General features: G+C 72.9%; 18 protein-coding genes. 12 read left to right on the top strand and 6 right to left on the bottom strand.

Annotated features, from left to right (window positions below):
* Window positions 1-166 precede the first annotated feature (166 nt).
* Window positions 167-1888 (top strand): sensor histidine kinase, encoded by a 1722-nt coding sequence (locus tag P2424_RS28345; RefSeq protein ID WP_276478508.1) that lies wholly within the window; start codon window positions 167-169, stop codon window positions 1886-1888.
* The gene (locus tag P2424_RS28340) at window positions 1885-2574 is read left to right on the top strand and encodes a response regulator (RefSeq protein ID WP_276478507.1); all 690 of its coding nucleotides are present in this window, start codon (window positions 1885-1887) and stop codon (window positions 2572-2574) included. Before P2424_RS28345 ends, P2424_RS28340 begins: the two co-directional genes overlap by 4 nt.
* Window positions 2575-2674: 100 nt before the next feature.
* Here P2424_RS28340 and P2424_RS28335 read toward each other — a convergent pair whose 3' ends face one another.
* Window positions 2675-3079 carry an SseB family protein gene (locus tag P2424_RS28335; protein WP_276478506.1) on the bottom strand — a complete coding sequence of 135 codons (405 nt, stop codon included), beginning with the start codon at window positions 3077-3079 and terminating at the stop codon, window positions 2675-2677.
* A 590-nt stretch (window positions 3080-3669) separates the two neighbouring features.
* Window positions 3670-5016: an ANTAR domain-containing protein gene (locus P2424_RS28330; RefSeq protein ID WP_276478505.1), complete on the bottom strand. Its 1347-nt coding sequence runs from the start codon at window positions 5014-5016 to the stop codon at window positions 3670-3672.
* A 148-nt stretch (window positions 5017-5164) separates the two neighbouring features.
* Here P2424_RS28330 and P2424_RS28325 point away from each other — a divergent pair, with 148 nt between their 5' ends.
* From P2424_RS28325 to P2424_RS28315, 3 genes are all read left to right on the top strand, one after another.
* Window positions 5165-6136 (top strand): LysR family transcriptional regulator, encoded by a 972-nt coding sequence (locus P2424_RS28325; protein ID WP_276478504.1) that lies wholly within the window; start codon window positions 5165-5167, stop codon window positions 6134-6136.
* Window positions 6137-6363: 227 nt separating this feature from the next.
* A complete protein-coding gene (locus tag P2424_RS28320; protein ID WP_276478503.1) occupies window positions 6364-7752 on the top strand; it encodes a carbohydrate-binding protein in 1389 nt (462 codons plus the stop codon).
* A gap of 357 nt (window positions 7753-8109) precedes the next feature.
* Entirely contained in the window at window positions 8110-8604 is a 495-nt protein-coding gene (locus P2424_RS28315; protein ID WP_276479161.1) for a MarR family transcriptional regulator, read from the top strand.
* Window positions 8605-8628: 24 nt separating this feature from the next.
* Here the strand turns inward: P2424_RS28315 and P2424_RS28310 are convergent, their stop codons facing one another.
* Window positions 8629-8841, bottom strand: coding sequence for a DUF2277 domain-containing protein (locus P2424_RS28310; protein WP_019355620.1), 213 nt, complete (start codon window positions 8839-8841; stop codon window positions 8629-8631).
* 115 nt (window positions 8842-8956) lie between these two features.
* Between P2424_RS28310 and P2424_RS28305 the strand changes: the two genes are divergently transcribed.
* The gene (locus P2424_RS28305; RefSeq protein WP_276478502.1) at window positions 8957-9427 is read left to right on the top strand and encodes a cyclic nucleotide-binding domain-containing protein; all 471 of its coding nucleotides are present in this window, start codon (window positions 8957-8959) and stop codon (window positions 9425-9427) included.
* 77 nt (window positions 9428-9504) lie between these two features.
* On the opposite strand, the gene P2424_RS28300 is transcribed toward P2424_RS28305, so the two are convergent.
* Both P2424_RS28300 and P2424_RS28295 read right to left on the bottom strand, forming a co-directional pair.
* Window positions 9505-10638: a rod shape-determining protein gene (locus tag P2424_RS28300; protein WP_276478500.1), complete on the bottom strand. Its 1134-nt coding sequence runs from the start codon at window positions 10636-10638 to the stop codon at window positions 9505-9507.
* A 218-nt stretch (window positions 10639-10856) separates the two neighbouring features.
* Window positions 10857-12797, bottom strand: a complete 1941-nt coding sequence (locus P2424_RS28295) for an ABC transporter ATP-binding protein (protein ID WP_276478499.1) — start codon at window positions 12795-12797, stop codon at window positions 10857-10859.
* 190 nt (window positions 12798-12987) lie between these two features.
* Here P2424_RS28295 and P2424_RS28290 point away from each other — a divergent pair, with 190 nt between their 5' ends.
* A complete protein-coding gene (locus P2424_RS28290; RefSeq protein ID WP_019355625.1) occupies window positions 12988-13227 on the top strand; it encodes a DUF397 domain-containing protein in 240 nt (79 codons plus the stop codon).
* On the opposite strand, the gene P2424_RS31060 is transcribed toward P2424_RS28290, so the two are convergent.
* Complete coding sequence (locus P2424_RS31060) at window positions 13190-14077, bottom strand: ATP-binding protein (RefSeq protein WP_346660120.1); 888 nt, start codon at window positions 14075-14077, stop codon at window positions 13190-13192. The genes P2424_RS28290 and P2424_RS31060 overlap by 38 nt on opposite strands.
* A 277-nt stretch (window positions 14078-14354) precedes the next feature.
* On the opposite strand from P2424_RS31060, the gene P2424_RS28275 reads away from it, so the two are divergent.
* From P2424_RS28275 to P2424_RS28255, 5 genes are all read left to right on the top strand, one after another.
* Complete coding sequence (locus P2424_RS28275; protein ID WP_276478498.1) at window positions 14355-15260, top strand: helix-turn-helix transcriptional regulator; 906 nt, start codon at window positions 14355-14357, stop codon at window positions 15258-15260.
* Window positions 15261-15316: 56 nt separating this feature from the next.
* The gene (locus P2424_RS28270) at window positions 15317-16774 is read left to right on the top strand and encodes an aldehyde dehydrogenase family protein (RefSeq protein ID WP_276478497.1); all 1458 of its coding nucleotides are present in this window, start codon (window positions 15317-15319) and stop codon (window positions 16772-16774) included.
* A 194-nt stretch (window positions 16775-16968) separates the two neighbouring features.
* A complete protein-coding gene (locus tag P2424_RS28265; protein WP_276478496.1) occupies window positions 16969-17565 on the top strand; it encodes a DinB family protein in 597 nt (198 codons plus the stop codon).
* Between the two features lie 82 nt (window positions 17566-17647).
* Entirely contained in the window at window positions 17648-18253 is a 606-nt protein-coding gene (locus tag P2424_RS28260) for a PadR family transcriptional regulator (protein ID WP_276478495.1), read from the top strand.
* 93 nt (window positions 18254-18346) lie between these two features.
* Complete coding sequence (locus P2424_RS28255) at window positions 18347-19174, top strand: MerR family transcriptional regulator (protein WP_276478494.1); 828 nt, start codon at window positions 18347-18349, stop codon at window positions 19172-19174.
* Window positions 19175-19346: the final 172 nt, after the last annotated feature.

Raw genomic sequence — 19346 nt, 5'->3', positions numbered from 1 at the left:
GCCGCCCCCGGCGGACGGCTCCCGGCATCGCGGAGCCGAGGCCGGACGGATCCAGGGGCACCGGCGGACGGGTCCGGACGGCGAGGCCGGACCGCCGGACCGGACGAACGCACGACGGGACCCGGCCCGACCGGACCACGACAACGGACGAGAGGAGGCGGGGCGGATGCGTGTCGGACCACCACGCCGCGTCTCCTCGCATGTGCTGACGGCCCAGCTCGCTCTCGTCGTCGGCGTGACCGCGCTGGTCAGCGGAGTGTTCCTGGCCCCGCTGAGCGATCAGCTCGACCGGCAGGCCACCCGCCGCGCCCTCGCGATCGCCCAGACCACCGCCGCCCGGCCGGGGCTGGCCCAGGAGCTGACCGCCGCCGCACACGCAGCCGAGCGCCCCAGTCCGCGCGGCCCCCTGCAGACCGAGGCGGAACGCATCCGGCGCGCCACCGGCGCCGAATATGTGGTGATCATGGACGAGCGCGGCATCCGCTGGTCCCACCCCTCGCCCTCGGCCCTCGGGCGGCACGTCTCCACCGATCCGGGACCGGTGCTGGCGGGCCGGGACGTCGCCCAGATCGACGAGGGAACCCTGGGCCGCACCGCACGCGGCAAAGCCCCGCTGCGGAACGCCGACGGCCGGATCATCGGCGCGGTCTCGGTCGGCATCGACTACGCGAACGTCCGCGAGAGCCTGCTGGCGCTCGTCCCCGAACTGCTGACGTACGCGGGCGGCGCACTGGCCGTGGGAGCGCTGGCCGCCTACCTTCTCGCCCGGCGGCTGCGCCGGCGCACCCATGCGCTCGCCTTCTCCGACATCTCGGCACTGCTCGCCGAGCGCGAGGCCATGCTGCACGGCCTCGCCGAAGGCGTGGTGGCGCTGGACGCGGACGGCCGGGTACGGCTCGTCAACGACGAGGCCCGGCGGCTCCTCGGCCTCGGTGACGACGCGCTCGGCCGCCCGGTGACCGAGGCCCTGGGTGCGGGCCGGACAGCCGACGTGCTCTCCGGCCGGGTGGCGGGCCGCGACCTGGTCACCGTGCGCGGCTCCCGCGTCCTGGTCGCCAACCGGATGCCCACCGCGGACGGCGGCGCCGTCGCCACCCTGCGGGACCGCACCGAACTCGAACGCCTCGGCCGCGAACTCGAAGGCACCCGCGGTCTGCTCGACGCCCTCCGGGCCCAGGACCACGAGCACGCCAACCGGCTGCACACCCTGCTCGGCCTGCTGGAACTCGGCCTGCACGAGGACGCCGCGCGGTACGTCACCGACGCGCTGGGAGTGCACCGCGCGACGGCCGAAGAGGTCACCGAGCGCGTGCACGACCCCCTGGTGTCGGCGCTGCTGGTCGGCAAGGCGGCGGTGGCCGCCGAACGCGGCGTCGCGCTCCGCCTCCACCCCGGCTCCCTGCTGCCCGACCGGCTGGCCGACCCGAGCGGCCTGGTCACGGTCGTCGGCAACCTGGTGGACAACGCGCTGGACGCCGCGGCGGGCAGCGCGGACCCGGCGGTCGAGGTCGAACTGCGCACCGAGGACGACCGCACGGTGGTGCTCGCCGTACGCGACACCGGCCCGGGCGTCCCCGCCGCGCACCGGGAGCTGGTGTTCGAGGAGGGCTGGTCCACGAAGGCCGCAGCCGCGGACACGGACGCCGGCGGCACGGCGCACCGCGGTCTCGGCCTGGCCCTGATCCGCCGGTTCGCGGAACGCGCCGGCGGCGAGGTGGGGGTCAGGGCCGCCGGGAGCGACACGGAGGCCGGAAGCGGCGCCGAGTTCCGCGTCGTCCTGCCCGAGGCGCTGACGGACACCGCCCACGCGCCGCCCGACCGCGTCCGCGGGGGTGACTGCGCCGCCTCCCGCACCGGGCCGCAAGTCGACACGGGACCCCGGACATGATCGACGTGCTGGTCGTCGACGACGACCCGGACGTGGCCCGGATCAACGCCGCCTATGTGGCCAAGGTCCCCGGCTTCCGCGTCGCCGGAACCGCGCACAGCGCGGCCGCCGCGTTGCTCTTCCTGCGCCGGCACCCGGTGGACCTGGTGCTGCTCGACCACTACCTCCCGGACGAGTCCGGCCTCACCCTCCTCCGCCGCCTGCACGACCTCGGCGTGGAGACGGAGGTCATCATGGTGACCGCCGCCCGCGACACCGGAACCGTGCGCGCGGCCCAACGGCACGGCGCACTGCAGTACGTGGTCAAACCGTTCACCTTCGCCCATCTGCGCGGCAAGCTCGACAGCTACGCCGCTCTCCGTCACGAGCTGGCGACGGCCCCGCGGTCCGGCGCCACCCAGGAGACGGTGGACCGCGTCTTCGGCGCCCCCACCCCACCCGGTTCCGCGGAGACCCTGCCCAAGGGCCACTCCGTCCTGACGGCCGACCTGGTGCGGGAGGTGCTGCACAGCGCCCCGGACGCCCTCTCCGCCCAGGAGGTCGCCGACCGCGCCGGCCTCAGCCGCCAGACCGCACAGCGCTACCTCAAACTCCTGGAGAGCGCCGGCTTGGTCCGCCACCGCCTCAGACACGGCGAGACCGGACGCCCGGTACACCTCTACCGCTGGCGCGGCCCGGCGCGATGAGTGCGGGGGCGGCCGGGGCTGCCGCGGTACTCGACCCCCCCGCGAGGTCCCGCACCTGGAACCCCACGTCGCCCAGCGGCAGGGGAAAGCTTCGCCGGACTCAGCGAGGTGCCCGACGCGATGACGTCCGTGGCCGGCCGGGCCGGGGCTGTGACCCGGGCTTCGTCGGTACCGGCCCGGCCGCCTCCGGCGGCGTCAGCCGGTCCGCGTCCAGCAGGAAGGGGTGCTCGCCCAGCGGGTCCACCAGTGCCCGGACACCGTCGGGCAGCAGTTCCACCAAGTCCTCCGCCGTGGTGGAAGCCCAGTCGCACGCTCCGGCGAACAGGGCCAGTCGCTCCCAGGAGGTGAAGACCGGCACCACCGGGCCGTCCACCGTCTCGGCCACCAGGAAACCGGGATTCTCAGGACGCTGGAAGTACAGACGTGCGGAACGCAGCCGGTCCAGCCGCTCGGACGTGGACATCCGCGCCACGGCGGTGTCGTGGACGAGATCGCGCAACGACATGGATCCCCCTCCCCCTCTTGCCCGGCCGCTTCGTCCGGCCGGACCGGCAGATATTCGCACATCCATGGGACACACCCGCATTCCGCGGAGCCGTGCCGCCGGTGGTGGGTTCCCGGGTGGTGGGGGCACGCCCCCTGGCGTTCTCGGCCGCCGCCGACAGGCCGTGTTGGGGGGCTCCGCCCCCCAACGCCCCCCGCCAGGTGGCTTCGCCCCCTAGAACCCCCGGCCGCGAAACGGAGCCGTCCTCAACTCCCGTCCGCGGCGTGCGGCACCGGGCCCTTGGTACCCCCGGTGACAACCCCGCGGGCCGATCCCACAAAAGACGAGTTCGCTTTCCTTCTGACGCGACCCGCAGGGTTGTCACCGGCCGCAACCCGAGGCGGAGGCACCTCGCCCGGTGCCCGGAGCCGGACGGTGCCGCAGATGCGGACGGGGGTCCTAGGGGGCGGAGCCCACTAGCGGGGGGCCGTCGGGGGGCGGAGCCCCCCGACACGACCCCTCGGCGGCAGCCGGAAAACAAAGGGGGCGTGCCCCCACCACACGGCACCCCCCACCGGCGGCAGCCGAAACGCGAGGGCACCCCGCAGGGGTCAGCGCCAGGTGCTGCCCGCGAAGTGGAGGTCTTCGAGCGCGTCGAGGACGACGGTGTGCCGGTACCACTCCAGCCACTGCGCGCACTGCGCTGCCATCTCGTCCAGCGCCCGGGCCTCCGCGGCGGAGAGTGCCCGCACCGGACGTTCGTGGTGGGTGGAGACGACTCCCTCGGGCCGGTCCGAGGGCTGCTTCACCAGGGGTGTGCTGTGGCAGCCGCGGCTGCCCGCGGCCAGGATGGCCTCTCGGGCGGGCTCGTCGAACACGGGGTCGGTGGCCACGTCTGTGACGGTGACGCGGGCGACGTGCTGCGAAGCCTGCGCGCAGGCGGTGCCGTCTTCGCCGACGCGGTCGAAGAACTCCACGAAGTCCTCGTCCAGTCCGCGGTGCTTCTCGATCCGCAGGTCGCCGGTCACCGGGTCGACGAGCTGGACGTTGCCCATGTCCGTGCCGACGACCTCCATGCTGCGGCGCAGTACTGCCGAGAGCACCTCCGCGGTGTTCGCGGAGGCCGTCCGCAGTCCTGGGGCGAAGGCCAGCCGTGGCGCGGTGAGCCGCTCCCGGGCCGGGAACCACACGCTGTCGTAGGAGCGGGGGCCCGGGGTGGTGACGAGGGCGGTCGCGAGGGTGCGGAGCCGTACGTTGAACCGTTGCGAGCTGGCTTCCAGCAGGGAGAACGCCGCCCGGTCGTCCGGCAGTCGGTAGCGTTCCTCCAGGATGCCCTGGGCGCGGGAGACCAGCGGGTGGGTGCGGGCTTTGGCCCGCAGGTGACGTATCTCCTTGCGCAGCCGGAGCAGTTCGCCCGGTGGGGCGGCCTGCTCCGCCGGCCGGATGGCGAACGCGGAGGGTGCGGCGGTCGCGGTCGGTCCGGTGGACGTGGCGGCGGGCTGCGCGGCGGACATCGCGCAGTCCGCGGCGGCACCGGCAGCCCCTGCGGCGCGTTCGACAGCCCCCGCGGCGGCACCGGCCTTCGCCAGGCGGTCCGCGGCCGCCTCCGCGACGGAGTGGACCACAACCGGGCGGCCCTTTGTGGGGAAGTCTCCCTCCGCGGAGAGTGCGCGGCGGAGCCGTTCGTTCGGGGCGGCCAGCAGGAGTGCGCGGTGGTCGGCCGCGAGGGTACGCGCGCAGGCGGCCAGCGCCCGGACGCCCGCCGGGGACACATACGGGACCAGGGCGAGGTCGATCACCACGGCGGTGCAGCCGACCGCGGGGCGCACGGCTGCGCGGAGCGCCGGGTGGTCGGCGTCCGTCACGCCGCCTTCCGCGCGCACCGCCCACAGGCCGTCTCCGTGCGGCAGTCGCACGACTTCAGCGCGTGCGGTGCCGAGGCCGCCCGTCGTGCCCATAGGGTGTCCTTCTCTCTCCCCCGGAACAGTTGCAGTGTGACAACAGTACTCACCTCTCGGAAGGTGCGGGAGCACGGTCCCCCGTCGGGCCGGAAAGGCCGGGTGCCGCCCTCTTGTCGGCGGTCGGCGGGCGCCGCACCGTATGGGAATGGACCTGGAACTCCGGCACCTCAAGGTCGTCTCGGCCATCGCCGAGGCGGGGAGTCTGACGCGGGCCGCGACCGGGTTGGGGCTGGCGCAGCCGGCCCTGAGCGCGCAGCTCAAGCGGATGGAGCGGGCGCTGGGCGGTGAGCTGTTCGTCCGGGGTCCGCACGGGGTGCGGCCGACCGAACTGGGGGAGCTGGTGCTGGAGCGGGCGCGGGTGCTGGTGCCGGCGGTCGCGGAGCTCCAGGAGGAGGCGCGCAGCTTCAGCCGGAAGCGGGCGGCCGGCCGGGATCGGCGGACCCGCTACCGGCTGGGCGGGACGCATGGACCACTGCTGGGCGGCCTGGTGGACCGGCTGGCCTCGGCCTGCCCGGCGGCGTCGGTGACGACGTACACCTCGTGGTCGACCCGTGAGCTGGCGGGGCTGCTGGCCGAGGGGCGGATCGACTACGTGCTGACGGGGGTGTGCGGGCCGAGCCGTCCGCCGGCCGCCGGGAGCGGTGTGGCGGTGGTGTGGCGGGAGGTGGCGGTCGACCCGGTGTTCGTGATGCTGCCCGAGGGGCATCCACTCGCGACCTGCGAGGAGGTGCCACTGGGGGAGTTGGCGGACGCGTGCTGGACGAACGTCCCGGGGGACGGTTGTTTCGCCGAGTGCTTCGCTGCGGCCTGCGCGCGGGTGGGGTTCACCCCGGAGGCGGTGTACGAGACGGACACCGCCTCCTGTGTGCATCTGGTGCAGGTGGGGCGGGCAGTGGGCTTGTGCCGGGCGACGTTCCCGCCGACTCCCGGGTTGGTGACGCGTCCGCTGCTCGGCTCCCCGCTGATGTGGCGGCACGTCCTGGGCTGGTACCCGGACACGCGGGCCGCCGAGACCGCGGAGAGCGTTGTGGCGCACGCCCGCGCCGTGCACGCCGGCGCCGCCGCGCTCAGCCCCAGCTATGCCCACTGGCGCCGGCTGCGGCAGGTGCCGACATGACGTGAGGAGCCGGGTGAGGCCGGGTGAGGGGGCGGGCGCCACCATGACACGGAGGCCGCGCCATGACACGGAGGGCCGGACCATGGCACGGGCCCGCGCCATGCCGCGGGCGCCATAACGCCGTGGCAGGGGGAGAGATGAGAGGTCCGGACCAATGGTGGTCCGGTCTACGGTTTCGCCAACCCGCTCCCCGTCCCCGCCGGGAGCGCCCCACAGAGGAGAACTCCATGGCGAGACCCACGAGTTCCGGAAGCCTCCCACCCGGATCACGCGCCGTGCGGCGGCAGGGTGCGGCCGCCGGCGCCGCCGTCCTGGCCGTCGCGGGCCTGGTGCTGGCCGGGCTGAGCGAGCCGTCCCCCGCCGCTGCCGCCGAGGGGGCACCTGCCCCCGGCACCCACGCGGCCCCCGATCCCGACCTGGTGCGGGCGATGAGCCGCGACCTCGGGCTCACCGCGTCCGAGGCCGAGACCCGGCTCGGCAACGAGGCAGCGGCGGCTGCCACGTCCCGGGCGCTGCGCACCGCGCTCGGCGACAGTTTCGCCGGGGCCCATGTCAGCGGCCGGACAGCCGGGCGGTTGACGGTCGCGACCACGGACGCGGCCGAGCGGTCGCGCATCACCGGGGCGGGCGCCACCGCGCGGGTCGTCGCGCGGGACCTGGGTGCGCTCGACCGGGTCCAGAAGGCCCTCGACCGCGCGGCAGCCCGCTCCGCGCCGAAGGGTGTCCCCGTCTGGTACATCGACACCGTCCGCAACGATGTCGTCGTGGAGGCCCGCAGCACCTCGGCGGCGCACGCGCTGCTGAAGCGGGCCGGTGTGGACCGGGACGCGGTGACGGTGCGCCGCACCACCGCCGAGCCCCGCCCGCTGGCCGACCTGCGCGGCGGCGACGCCTACTACATGAACGGCAGCGGCCGGTGCTCCATCGGCTTCTCCGTCACCCGCGGCGGCCAGGGCGGATTCGTGACGGCGGGCCACTGCGGCACCCCGGGCACCTCCACCTCCGGGTACAACCAGCAGGCCCAGGGCAGCTTCCAGGGCTCGACGTTCCCCGGCCGCGACTACGCCTGGGTCGCGGTGAACTCCTCCTGGACGCCGCGTCCGCTGGTCAACGGCTACGGCGGCGGTGATGTGACGGTGGCCGGCTCCACCGAGGCGCCGGTGGGCTCGTCGGTGTGCCGCTCGGGTTCGACCACCGGCTGGCATTGCGGCACCATTCAGCAGCGCAACACCAGCGTCACGTATCCGCAGGGCACCGTCTCGGGGGTGACGCGGACCACGGTGTGCGCGGAGCCGGGGGACTCGGGCGGCTCGTTCATCTCCGGCAGTCAGGCCCAGGGCATGACCTCGGGCGGTTCCGGCGACTGCACCTCGGGCGGCACCACGTTCTTCCACCCGGTCAACCCGGCGCTCCAGGCGTACGGCCTCACCCTCGTCACCAGCGGCGGCGGTGGTCCGACGGACCCGCCCGACCAGGGCACCTGGGCCGCGGGCACCGCGTACCGGGTGGGCGACCAGGTCACCTACAACGGAGTGACCTACCGCTGCGTCCAGGCCCACACCGCGCAGCCGGGCTGGAACCCGCAGGACGCGCCGTCCCTGTGGAGCCGGGCCTGACGGCGCCGTCCCTGTGGAGCCGGGCCGAACCGGCCCGGAGGCGCGCCTGAACCGACCGCGAGTCCGTCCGGCTCCAGCTCGCGGTGGCCGGCCGGCGGCCCCGTCACCGGCGGGATCCGCAGGGCCGCCGGCCATTCCCCGGGGTCCCGCCGGGCGCCACGCGCGCCCGGCGGGACCCCGCTCCCGTACCGCTCCCACCCCCGGCGGCAGAATTGGGCGGTGTACGGGAGAGACGAGCTCGGGTGAGAGGGGCAGCGCGTGCCGGCGGAAGGCGCACCCGGCGATAGAGCCGACGGGGGAAGAGCCGACGAAGCGGGAGCGGCGGGGGAGAACGGCTGGACGGCCGAGGGTGACGTCGTGGCGCGGGTCCTGGGGCAGTGGCGGCAGGTGCTGCCCGACCTGGACACCGAGCCGATCGGGGTGATCGGCCGGCTCACCCGGTGCGCGGCGCTGCTGCGGCAGTCGTCGGACGCGCCGCTGGCCCGGGAGGGCTTCTCGCGCCCCGAGTTCGACATCCTCAGCGCCCTGCGCCGCGAGGACCGGGATCTGACCCCCGGGCGGCTGGCGCGGGAGACCTACGCCTCGGGGACGGCGGTCACCAAGCGGGTCCGCACCCTGGAGGAGCGGGGTCTGGTGGAGCGGCGCCCGGACGCGCGGGACCGCCGCGTCGCCCATCTCTCGCTGACCGTGCAGGGGCGCGAGCTGGTGGACCGGATTCTGCCGGAGCAGGTGGCGTTCGAGCGGTCGCTGCTGGCGGGGCTGGGCGAGGAGGAGCGCGACGGGCTCGCCCGCACGCTGGGCGAGCTGCTGAGGCTGCTGGAGAGCCGTGAGGAGGCAGGCGCCCGGGGCTGAGCGGCGCCGCGGCGCGCCCGGCGCTCACCGGGAGCCCTTGACCACCAGGCTCTCCAGGAGGTCCTCGGTCGCCGCGGTGATCCGTTCGACGGCCTGGTCGAAAGCGGCCTGGTTGTGTGCTGCCGGGGCACGGAACCCGGACACCTTGCGGACGTACTGGAGTGCGGCCGCGCGTACGTCCTGCTCGGTGACGGCCTCGGCGTAGGGCGGACGCAGGGTCCGAATGCTTCTGCACATACCGCCGACGGTACGCCGCGTCTCTTCCGGCTCGCCTGTTCGAGTGAGGAGAGGTACCGTGAAATGGCCGTGACGTGGGAATACGTCGCTCCGTTCCCGGAAGGGAGGGCGGGCCATGCAGACCACGACGGGACTGCTCGGCGAGCTGACACCTGAGCAGCGAGAGCGGGTGCGCTCCTTGGGGTCCGAAGTGCGCTTCGACGCCGGGGAACGGATCTTCGAGGAGGGTTCGAGAGCCGACCGGTTCTGGATACTGCACACCGGTTCGGCGACCCTGGCCATGCACATCCCGGGACACCGGGACGTGGCCATCGACCACGTCCGGCACGGGGAGCTGCTCGGATGGTCCTGGATGTTCCAGCCGTATGTGTGGTCGCTCGCGGCCCAGGCGGACAGTCCCGTCCGCGCCCTGGAGTTCGACGCCCTCACGGTCCGGGTGCTGTGCGACGAGGACAAAGCGCTGGGCCTGGCGATGACCAGATCGGTGGCCGCGGTGATGGCGGACAGGTTGCAGCGCTGCCGCGCCCGGCTGGTGGACCTGTTCGGGCCCTACGCGCCGCACGACGCGGCCACCGACCCGATCTGAACCCGGACGCCGCACAGTGCCGCCACGACGCGATCCGAGACCGGACGCCGGGCAGCGGCGGTGCGCCCGGTCGGCGGCTAGCCGATGTCCTGTCCCGGCACCGGCACGGCCTCCGCGCCCCCGGCGAGTGCTCCGGCGCCCGCGGGGACGGCCGCGCCCTCGGCCGCCGGGGAGTCCCAGCCCGTGGGGTGCGGGGTGATCCGGCCGGACATCATCGCGGCGAGCCCGTTGACCGCGCACAGTTCCGGTTCCTCCGCCACCTGCACGGCCATCCCGGTGTGCTCCCGCAGCTGGTCGGCGAGGCCCGGCAGCAGCGCGGTGCCGCCCGCCAGCACCATGCCGTGCTCGGCGAGGTCGGCCACCAGATCGGGCGGGCAGCGGTGCAGCACGATCCGGATCGTGTCCAGGAGGCCGGTGAGCGGCGTCTGGATGGCGCCGCGCACCTCCTCCGGGTCGATGGTGACGGTGCGGGCGAGGCCCGAGACCACGTCCCGGCCCTGGACCTCGAGGGTTCCGGTGTAGACGCCGGTGCCGACGCCGCCGCTGCCGAGCAGCGCCAGATGGAGCGGGCGGACGTCCTGGCTGGGCAGCAGCAGCTCGTGCCGGTTGCGCAGGTACTGCACCACGGAGTGGTGGATGGTGTCCCCGCCCAGGCCGACCGTGCCCGCCGCCACGATGGCGCCCAGTGAGACCACCGCGATCTGGGTGCTGGTCGTCCCGCACAGCAACACCATCGCCCCTTCGGGGTGGACGACGGGGAGTCCGGAGCCGATCGCCGCGGCGATCGGGGCCTCCACCAGTTCGACGTGGCGCGCCCCCACTCCGGAGAGTGTCTCGACGGCGGCGCGGCGCGTCAGGGGGTCGGCGTCGTGCGGGACGGTGACCACGGCCCGCTGCATCGTCCGGCGCCGCTTGAGCCGGGGCAGCTTCTCGCCGATGAGGGTCCGCACCATCCGCCGGGCCATCTCGATGTCCACCACATGGCCGTTGGCGATCGGCCGGATGACCTCGATGTGCTGCGGCGTGCGCCCCGCCATCCGTTCCGCGGCCTGGCCGACCGCGATCAGGCTGCCGGAGTAGGTGTTCACCGCGACGGCCGACGGCTGGTCGACGATGAGCCCCGCACCCTTCGCGTACACACGGGTCCTGGCCGCTCCCAGGTCGACGGCGACGGAGCAGCGGGTCAGAGACTCAAGGCTGGAGCAGCTCATGGCGCTCGTGTCCTTCCGGCAGGCTGGCGTGTACCAGTGGACCGCCGCGGGACGGAGCCGTGGGACGGTCCACGGCTCAGCCTGTGCCTCTGCGCGGGGGCGCGCCTGCCGAGCGCGTCCGCGGGGGTGACGCGGGCCGGCCCGCGTGCCGCGTCCGGGTGCGCTCCGGGGCCTCCCGTGTCCCGGTGGCGTCCGCGGTGCGTGCCGGTGCGGAGCGCTCACCGGTGGGGAACCGCTTCCGGTCTCCCGGGTGCGCCCGCGGCCGGTGCTTCCGCCGGGTGCGCTTCGGCGGGGTGGTCGCCCGCGAGGAACTGTGTGCGGTGGAGTTCCTCGTAGCGGCCGCCCGCGGCCAGCAGTTGCTCGTGGGTGCCCTGCTCGACGATCCGGCCCTCTTCCAGGACGAGGATCCGGTCGGCGGCTCGCACGGTGGACAGCCGGTGGGCGATGACGAGGGAGGTGCGGCCTTGCAGCGCCTCGGCGAGCGCTTCCTGCACGGCGGCCTCGGAGGTGGAGTCCAGGTGGGCCGTCGCCTCGTCCAGCAGTACGAGGCGGGGCCGGGCGAGCAGCAGCCGGGCGATGGTCAGCCGCTGCCGCTCGCCGCCGGAGAGCCGGTAGCCGCGTTCTCCGACGAGGGTGTCCAGGCCGTCGGGCAGGGCGGCGACCAGCCCGTCGAGGCGGGCCCGGCGCAGCGCGGACCACAGCTCTTCGTCGGTGGCCTCCGGCCGGGGCAGCAGCAGGTTGGCGCGGATGGTGTCGTGGAAGAGGTGGCCGTCCTGGGTGACCATGCCGAGGGTCTGCCGGATCGTGGCGGCGCTCAGGTCGCGCACGTCCGTCCCGCCGAGCCGGACGGCGCCGCTGTCCACGTCGTAGAGGCGGGGCAGCAGCGAGGCGAGGGTGGATTTGCCCGCGCCCGAGGAGCCCACGAGGGCGACCATCTGTCCTGGTTCGGCGCGGAAGGAGATGCCGTGCAGCACCTCCTCGCCGCCCCGGGTGTCGAGCGTGGCGACCTCCTCCAGGGACGCGAGGGAGACCTTGTCGGGGGAGGGGTAGCTGAAGTGGACGTCGTCGAACTCCACGGAGACGGGGCCGGCGGGCACCTCTTCCGCGTCCGGCTTCTCGTCGATCAGCGGTTCGAGGTCGAGGACTTCGAAGACGCGCTGGAAGCTGACGAGGGCGCTCATGACCGCGACCCGGGCGCTGGCCAGTGCGGTCAGCGGGGCGTACAGGCGGGTGAGCAGCAGGGCGAGGGAGACGACGGCGCCCGGCTCCAGGCTGCCGCGCAGCGCGTAGTAGCCGCCGAGTCCGTAGACGAGGGCGAGTGCGAGCGCTGCCACCAGGGTCAGCGCGGTGAAGAAGACTTCCTGCACCATGGCGGTGCGCACTCCGATGGCGCGTACCCGGTCGGCGCGGGCGGCGAATTCCTCGGACTCCTCGCGTGGCCGTCCGAACAGCTTGACCAGGGTGGCGCCGGGTGCGGAGAAGCGCTCGGTCATCTGGGTGCTCATCCGCGCGTTGTGGTCGGCCCGTTCCCGCTCCAGCCGGGCGAGCCGGGCGCCCATCCGCCGGGCGGGGAGGACGAACAGGGGCAGCAGCACCAGCGCGAGCAGGGTGATCCGCCAGGACAGGTTGAACATCACCACCAGGGTCAGCAGCAGGGTGACGACGTTGCTGAAGACCTGCGAGAGCGTGGAGGAGAAGGCGCGCTGGGCGCCGATGACGTCGTTGTTGAGGCGGCTCACCAGGGCGCCGGTCCGGGTGCGGGTGAAGAAGGCCACCGGCATCCGCTGCACATGGTCGTAGACGGCGGTACGCAGATCGAGGATGAGTCCCTCCCCGACACGCGCGGACAGCCAGCGGGTCAGAAGGCCGACGCCCGCCTCCGCCAGGGCGATGGCCGCGATCAGCCCGGCGAGTCCCAGCACGGTGCCTGCGGCGGCCTGTTGGTCGATCGCGGTCACCACCCGGCCCGCGAGCAGCGGGGTGGCCACCGTGAGCACCGCGAGCACGCTGCTGAGCAGCATGAATGCGAGCATTCTGCGGTGGTGGCGGTGTGCGAAGCGGACGATGCGGCCGATCGCGGCCGCGGAGAAGGGGTGCTGGTCCTGGTGGGCCTGGCGTGCGTTGTAGAGCGCCTGCCATGCCGTCATCTCCATGCTCATGACGCGACGCTAGAACTTGAAGCCAAGTTTAAGTCAAGGGTCTGACCAGCTGTGACGGCCTTGCGACCCGCCGTCGTGCACGTGCATCGGCACATGCATCCGTACGTGAACAAAGTTATGATCCCGGGAAGTTGGCAGTTCACGGCTGCGCGACCCGGTCCTGCACATTCGACCACCTCAGGAGTTCCAAGTGCCCGACGCGTTCAACGGCATGGCCGCCAGGGACCTCCAGGGGGTCGTGTGGAGAAAGAGCCGCTTCAGTAACTCGCAGGGAGCCTGCGTGGAGTTCGCCAAGCTGCCCAACGGGGAGATCGCCATGCGCAACTCGCGCTTCCCCGACGGGCCCGCGCTCGTCTACACGTCCGCTGAACTGGAGGCGATGATCCTCGGCGTCAAGGACGGTGAGTTCGACGACCTGACAGCCCGCTGACGGCCGGTATTCCGCCGAGGGCCGGTACCTCGCCGAGGGCCGGCGCCTCGCGGCCGGTCCGGAAGAGCGCCCAGACGATCTTCCCGGCGAGCAGTCCCGAGAGCGGGTGCCAGCCCCAGGCGTCGCTGAGGGAGTCGACCAGGCGCAGGCCGCGGCCGGACTCCGCCGTGAAGCCGGGCGTCTCGTACTCCGCGTCCTCGGAGTACGAGACGCCCGACGCGTCGCCTGCGGCGAACGCGTCACCGGCTTCCACGGCGCCCCCGTGTCCCCCGTGTCCCCCGTTTCCCCCGTGCCCGGGAGGCCCCTCGGAGCCGAGGAGCCTCCCGGGTTCAAGAGGGGCCCCGAAGGCCGAGGCACCCCCTCGATCCATGGAGCCCCCGTACTCCATGGAGCCTGCGAGTGCCGGCCGGCCCTGGGGGGCGGCGGGTGTCCCGCGGTCGTCGAATCCCCCGTGCGCCCCCCGGTGTGCGGCGGCGTCCTGCACGGCCGTCACATCGGGGGGCTGGTCGCTGGGGTCCCGTACGGCACAGACCAGCCGGCCCGACCAGCGCATCAGATGCAGCCGGACCGGCAGGCCGTCCTCGTCCCCCGACGCCGCCCCGTGATCGGCGCCGGGGGTGAGGCCGTGCCGCATGGCGTTGGTCACCAGTTCGGAGACCACCAGCGCCACGTCGTCGAATTTCTCTGCCAGTTCCCAGTGCCGGAGCGTGCTGCGGGTGAAGTTCCGGGCGCTGGAGACCGCTTCGTGGCGCGGCGGGAGCGCGCAGGAAGCGGAGCCGGAGACCGAGGCGGCATCCGGCGTCCGGAGCCCCTCCAAGGGCTCCAGCACCGTCGATCCTTCGGTCCCCAACAAGGGCCACTCCTGGCGTCAGCGGCAGTTTCGATCCTGCGCGGATCCTGTCGGCCGTGCTACCCCGCCTGGTGCGGGCGCCACAGTGCAACCCACGCGGCCAACTTGCGTACCGGCGAGTCCACTTGTGCCCTCCCCATGGTTCCCAATGCTCACAGCAGATGCAAGGGCAGATGCACGTGCACGAGAGACTTTCGATCGTGTGTAATCGGCCGCGCACGCAACGGAGCGCGGGGATGGCACACTTCCCTTCAAGCAGGGGTGGAGGGCTGATCAAATGGCAGCAGAATCGGCAGCGAGCGACCTCGGAGCGGCGAAGGGAGTGAACAGTTCCAGCGGCTCGATGGTCCGGCGCATCCTGCTCGGATCGCAGCTCAGGAGATTGCGCGAAGCCCGCGGCGTCACCCGCGAGGCCGCCGGGTACTCGATCCGGGCCTCCGAGTCCAAAATCAGCCGGATGGAGCTGGGCCGGGTCAGTTTCAAGGCCCGGGACGTGGAGGACCTGCTCACGCTCTACGGCGTCACCGACGACGCCGAGCGCGCCCCCCTCCTGGGGCTGGCCAGGGACTCCAGCGTCGCGGGCTGGTGGCACAACTTCAGCGACGTGCTGCCCGGCTGGTTCCAGACCTACGTCGGCCTCGAGGGTGCCGCTTCGCACATCAGCACGTTCGAGGTGCAGTTCGTGCACGGCCTCCTGCAGACCGGCGAGTACGCCCGGGCCGTGGTCGCGGCCGGCCACCGCGCCCCGCTGGCCGAGGAGGACGCCGAGCGCCGCGTCGCGCTCCGGCTGGAACGGCAGAAACTGCTCCTGGCCGAGAGCGCCCCGCAGTTGGTCTGCGTGCTGGACGAGGCCGCGCTGCACCGGCCGTTCGGCTCGACGGCCGTCATGGAGGCCCAGCTCGCCCACCTCGCCGAGATCTCCCACCAGCCCAACGTGCACCTGCACGTGGCGCCGTTCGCCGTCGGCGGGCACGCCGCCGAAGCCGGCGCCTTCACCCTGCTGCGCTTCCCGGAGTCCGACCTCAACGACATCGTCTACCTCGAGCAGCTCACCAGTGCCCTCTACCTGGACAAGCGGGACGAGGTGGCGCAGTACGACCAGGCGCTACGGCGACTGGTGGATATCAGCCTTTCTCCCGAAGACACCCGGGATCTCCTGTGGCGAATCGGTCAACTCCTGTGACACGTCGGTACGATGACCAAGCAGCAGCATCTCCTTCAACCCCCCGAAGGAATGGCATGGCCTACTTCACGGACCTGGCACTCCAGTGCATAGACGGCGAGTGGCGTCCCGGCTCCGGCTCCTGGGACATCATCGACTTCAACCCGTACAACGGGGAGAAGCTCGCCTCCATCACCGTCGCCACACGCGACGAGGTCGACGAGGCGTATCGCGCGGCCGAACGCGCGCAGCGCGACTGGGCTGCCACCAACCCGTACGCCCGCAGACGGGTCTTCGAGCGAGCGATCCGGGTCATCGAGGAGAACGAGCCGCGGATCACCGAGGCCATCATCGCCGAGCTGGGCGGCACCCGGCACAAGGCGGCCTTCGAGATCCACATGGTGAAGGAGTTCTTCCGGGAGGCCCTCCAGCTCTCGCTCAACCCGCTCGGGGAGATCCTGCCCTCCTCGGTGCCCGGCAAGGAGAACCGCGTCTACCGGGACCCGGTGGGGGTCGTGGGGGTCATCTCCCCCTTCAACTACCCGTTCCTGCTGGCGGTCAAGTCCGTGGCGCCCGCGCTGGCGCTGGGCAACGCCACCGTCCTCAAGCCGCACCAGTCGACCCCGGTGTGCGGGGGCACCCTGGTCGCCAAGGTGCTGGAGGACGCCGGGCTGCCGCCGGGGCTGGTGAACGTCGTGATCACCGACAGTGCGGAGATCGGTGACACGCTGATCGAGCACCCGGTGCCGAAGGTCATCTCCTTCACCGGCTCCGACCGCGTCGGCCGCCATGTGGCCACCGTCGCGGGCCGGAACTTCAAGCGGGTGATACTCCAACTCGGCTCCAACAGCGGCCTGGTGGTGCTGGACGACGCCGATGTGGACTACGCCGTGGACGCCGCGGTCTACAGCCGCTTCGTCAACCAGGGCCAACTGTGCATGGCGGCCAACCGGATCATCGTGGACCGTGGCCTGGAGCGGGAGTTCACCGCGAAGTTCGTGGACCGGGTCGGCCGACTGGTGGTGGGGGACCCGGCGAAGCCGGAGACCCACATCGGTCCGCTGATCAACTCCCGCCAGGCGGAGCGGGTGACGGCCATCGTCGAGCAGGCACTCTCCGAGGGCGCCACGGCGCTGCTGCACGGTTCGGCGAACGGCAACCTCGTCTCGCCCAGCGTGCTGGCGGACCTGCCGGCGGACTCCCCGCTGCGGCACGAGGAGATCTTCGGGCCGGTCGCACTGATCATCGGTGCCGACGGCGAGGAGGACGCGGTACGGATCGCCAACGACACCCCCTACGGACTCGCCGGCGCGGTGCACACCGCGGACATCGAGCGCGGTGTCGCCGTCGCCCGCCGGATCGAGGCGGGCATGGTGCACGTGAACGACTCCACGGTCGCCGACGAGCCGATCGTGCCGTACGGCGGCGAGAAGCACTCGGGTCTGGGCAGGCTGAACGGGCCGCAGGTGGTGGAGGCGTTCACCACCACCCGCTGGGTCTCCATCCAGCGGGAGCGCAGCGAGTTCCCGTTCTGATCGCTCCGGCCGTTCCGCCCGCTCCGGCCGTTCCGCCCGGCCCCGTCACGGTCTCCGTCCGGGGCGGGGCGGAGCCCCGGGAAATGCCGCACCCCTCGTGCCCGATCGAGGACAGACCCTGACCGCGAGGCCGCATAGCTTGTGGTCATCGGCCGGGGAGAGGCCCCGGACCGACCCGAGAGGTGGCGAGCAGCATGCCGGTAGTCGTCCAGGCAGAGGCCCCCGGTGACGAGCGCGGAGCCCTGCTGGCGTTCCTGGAGGCGCAGCGCGGCGGCATCCGCCGGGCCGTGCACGGGCTGACCGAGGAGCAGGCCCGCAGCACCCCCACGGCCGGCGAACTGTCGGTGGCCGGGGTCCTCAAGCACGTGACCGTGACGGAGGCGAGCTGGCTGCGTACCTTCCGTGGGATCGACGTCGCCGAGGAGGTCAAGCGCGCGGAGTGGGAGACCAGCTTCAGGCCGGGCGAGGACGAGACCGTCGAGGTGCTGCTCGCCGAGAGCGAGCGGGTCGGTGCCGAGACCGAGCGGGCCGTCGCCGGGCTGGGCTCGCTGGACGAGACCTTCGTCGTGCCGCCCGCGCCGTGGGACAAGGGCGGCGAGTTCTCCTGGCGCTGGGGCCTGCTGCACCTGATCGAGGAGTACGCGCGGCACGCGGGGCACGCCGACATCATCCGCGAGACGCTCGACGGCAAGGGTGCCTTCGATCTCGTGTTCGAGACGGGTGCGATGCCCGAGCCGGACTGGTCGGCCTTCGGCGGCGCGCCCGGCGGGGGCGACACCCCGCGGGACTGACCCCGCTGCCGCCCCCGCCCCGGCGGCCCCGCATAGGGTGGTGCTTGACAGAACCACGGCGGTGTGACGGGGACAGGGAGCGATGTCGGCGATCCGGCTGCTGGTGCTGGGGGACGTGCGCCTGCGGGGGCGGGCGCACGGCTACCAGGTCCGCAACGATCTGGAGTTCTGGGGCGCGCACGAGTGGTCGGCGGCCAAGCCCGGCTCGATCTACCACGCGCTCAAGCAGCTCGCCAAGCAGGACCTGCTGCTCGCCCACGCCATCGCCCCCAGCACCGCGGGCGGCCCGCCGCGCACCGAGTACGAGATCACCGCGGCCGGTGAGGCGGAGTTCTTCCGGCTGCTGCGGCACGCGCTGACCGCCACCCGGGAGAAGCAGGAGCTGCTCACTTCCGCCGTCGGGTTCCTCGTGGACCTGCCCCGCGCGGAGGCCGTCGCGCTGCTGGAGGAGCGGGTCGCCGCGCTGGAGTCCTGGCGCGACGAGGTCACCTCGAACTGGACCCCGGACGGTGGTGCTCCGCCGGAGTGGGGGCACATCGGGGAGATCATGAAGCTGTGGGTGCACACGGCCGAGAGCGACGCGGCGTGGGCCCGCGACCTGATCTCCCGGCTGGAGGGCGGCGCCTTCGTGATGGCGGGCGAGGGCGAGCGGGACCTCAGCGTCCTGACGGACCGGCGGCCGTTCTGAGTCCGTCGCCGCAGCGGCGCCCGGAAGAACGGCTTGCACCTCACGTGACGTGAGGGCGCACCGTGGATGCCGCAAGCCAACGAGGAGGCGGATATGAGCCACTCCGTCGGGCAGGTCGCCGCTCTCGCCGGGATCACGGTGCGCACCCTGCACCACTACGACGAGATCGGCCTGCTGGTCCCCGGGGAGCGCACGGCGGCCGGACACCGGCGCTACACCGATGCCGACCTGGACCGGCTGCAGCAGATCCTCTTCCACCGGGAACTGGGTTTCCCGCTGGAGGAGGTCGCCGTCCTGCTGGACGACCCCGCTGCGGACCCGATCGACCTGCTGCGCCGGCAGCACGCCGTGCTGACGGCGCGGATCGGTCGGCTCACGGAAATGGCCACCGCCGTGGAACGCGCCATGGAGGCACGGAAAATGGGCATCAGTCTCACCCCCGAGGAGCGGTTCGAGGTCTTCGGGGACTTCGACCCGGAGGCGCACGCCGAGGAGGCGGAGCACCGCTGGGGCAGCACCGAGGCGTACCGGGAGTCGCAGCGCCGGGCCGCCTCCCGCACCAAGGAGGACTGGAAGGCGCTCACCCGGGAGCTGGACGGGATCCACCGCGCGGTCGCCGACCGGATGGCGGCCGGGGATGCGCCGGACGCGCCCGGAGTGACCGATCTGGCCGAGCGGCACCGGCTGTTCATCTCCCGCACCAGCTACCCGTGCGACCACGGGATGCACAGCAGGCTCGGTGAGATGTACGTCCAGGACGAGCGCTTCACCGCCACCTATGACGCGATCCGGCCGGGGCTGGCCCGGTATCTGCGGGACGCGATCGCGGCCAATGAGGAAGCCGCACGTGACCGCGCCCGCGCACGCGCGGCAAACGCAGTAGGAAGGGAGCGGGGCGAGGGCGGTTCTTCCGCCTCCTGAGCCCCCTCCGCACCCCCTTCCCTCGTGTTCTCTCACTTTTAATTCCCCTGTACAGGGGGATCTTTGGGGAGAGGATCACTTCTCATGCTCCACTGTGAGGTAGCACGCTTCCGGTTCGTGGAACCATTTCCGTTGGACACCACGTCGGTCGTGTGGCACTGCTGGAAACTTG

Source organism: Streptomyces sp. WMMB303, assembly GCF_029351045.1.
GTDB lineage: Bacteria > Actinomycetota > Actinomycetes > Streptomycetales > Streptomycetaceae > Streptomyces.
This window is presented reverse-complemented; position numbering and strand designations above follow the sequence as displayed.

What these genes read in the sequence shown, in the direction of transcription:
- P2424_RS28345 (WP_276478508.1), top strand. Translation starts at nt 167, where the DNA reads ATGCGTGTCGGACCACCACGCCGCGTCTCCTCGCATGTGCTGACGGCC.
- P2424_RS28340 (WP_276478507.1), top strand. Translation starts at nt 1,885, where the DNA reads ATGATCGACGTGCTGGTCGTCGACGACGACCCGGACGTGGCCCGGATC.
- P2424_RS28335 (WP_276478506.1), bottom strand. Translation starts at nt 3,079, where the DNA reads ATGTCGTTGCGCGATCTCGTCCACGACACCGCCGTGGCGCGGATGTCC.
- P2424_RS28330 (WP_276478505.1), bottom strand. Translation starts at nt 5,016, where the DNA reads ATGGGCACGACGGGCGGCCTCGGCACCGCACGCGCTGAAGTCGTGCGA.
- P2424_RS28325 (WP_276478504.1), top strand. Translation starts at nt 5,165, where the DNA reads ATGGACCTGGAACTCCGGCACCTCAAGGTCGTCTCGGCCATCGCCGAG.
- P2424_RS28320 (WP_276478503.1), top strand. Translation starts at nt 6,364, where the DNA reads ATGGCGAGACCCACGAGTTCCGGAAGCCTCCCACCCGGATCACGCGCC.
- P2424_RS28310 (WP_019355620.1), bottom strand. Translation starts at nt 8,841, where the DNA reads ATGTGCAGAAGCATTCGGACCCTGCGTCCGCCCTACGCCGAGGCCGTC.
- P2424_RS28305 (WP_276478502.1), top strand. Translation starts at nt 8,957, where the DNA reads ATGCAGACCACGACGGGACTGCTCGGCGAGCTGACACCTGAGCAGCGA.
- P2424_RS28300 (WP_276478500.1), bottom strand. Translation starts at nt 10,638, where the DNA reads ATGAGCTGCTCCAGCCTTGAGTCTCTGACCCGCTGCTCCGTCGCCGTC.
- P2424_RS28295 (WP_276478499.1), bottom strand. Translation starts at nt 12,797, where the DNA reads ATGAGCATGGAGATGACGGCATGGCAGGCGCTCTACAACGCACGCCAG.
- P2424_RS28275 (WP_276478498.1), top strand. Translation starts at nt 14,355, where the DNA reads ATGGCAGCAGAATCGGCAGCGAGCGACCTCGGAGCGGCGAAGGGAGTG.
- P2424_RS28270 (WP_276478497.1), top strand. Translation starts at nt 15,317, where the DNA reads ATGGCCTACTTCACGGACCTGGCACTCCAGTGCATAGACGGCGAGTGG.
- P2424_RS28265 (WP_276478496.1), top strand. Translation starts at nt 16,969, where the DNA reads ATGCCGGTAGTCGTCCAGGCAGAGGCCCCCGGTGACGAGCGCGGAGCC.
- P2424_RS28260 (WP_276478495.1), top strand. Translation starts at nt 17,648, where the DNA reads ATGTCGGCGATCCGGCTGCTGGTGCTGGGGGACGTGCGCCTGCGGGGG.
- P2424_RS28255 (WP_276478494.1), top strand. Translation starts at nt 18,347, where the DNA reads ATGAGCCACTCCGTCGGGCAGGTCGCCGCTCTCGCCGGGATCACGGTG.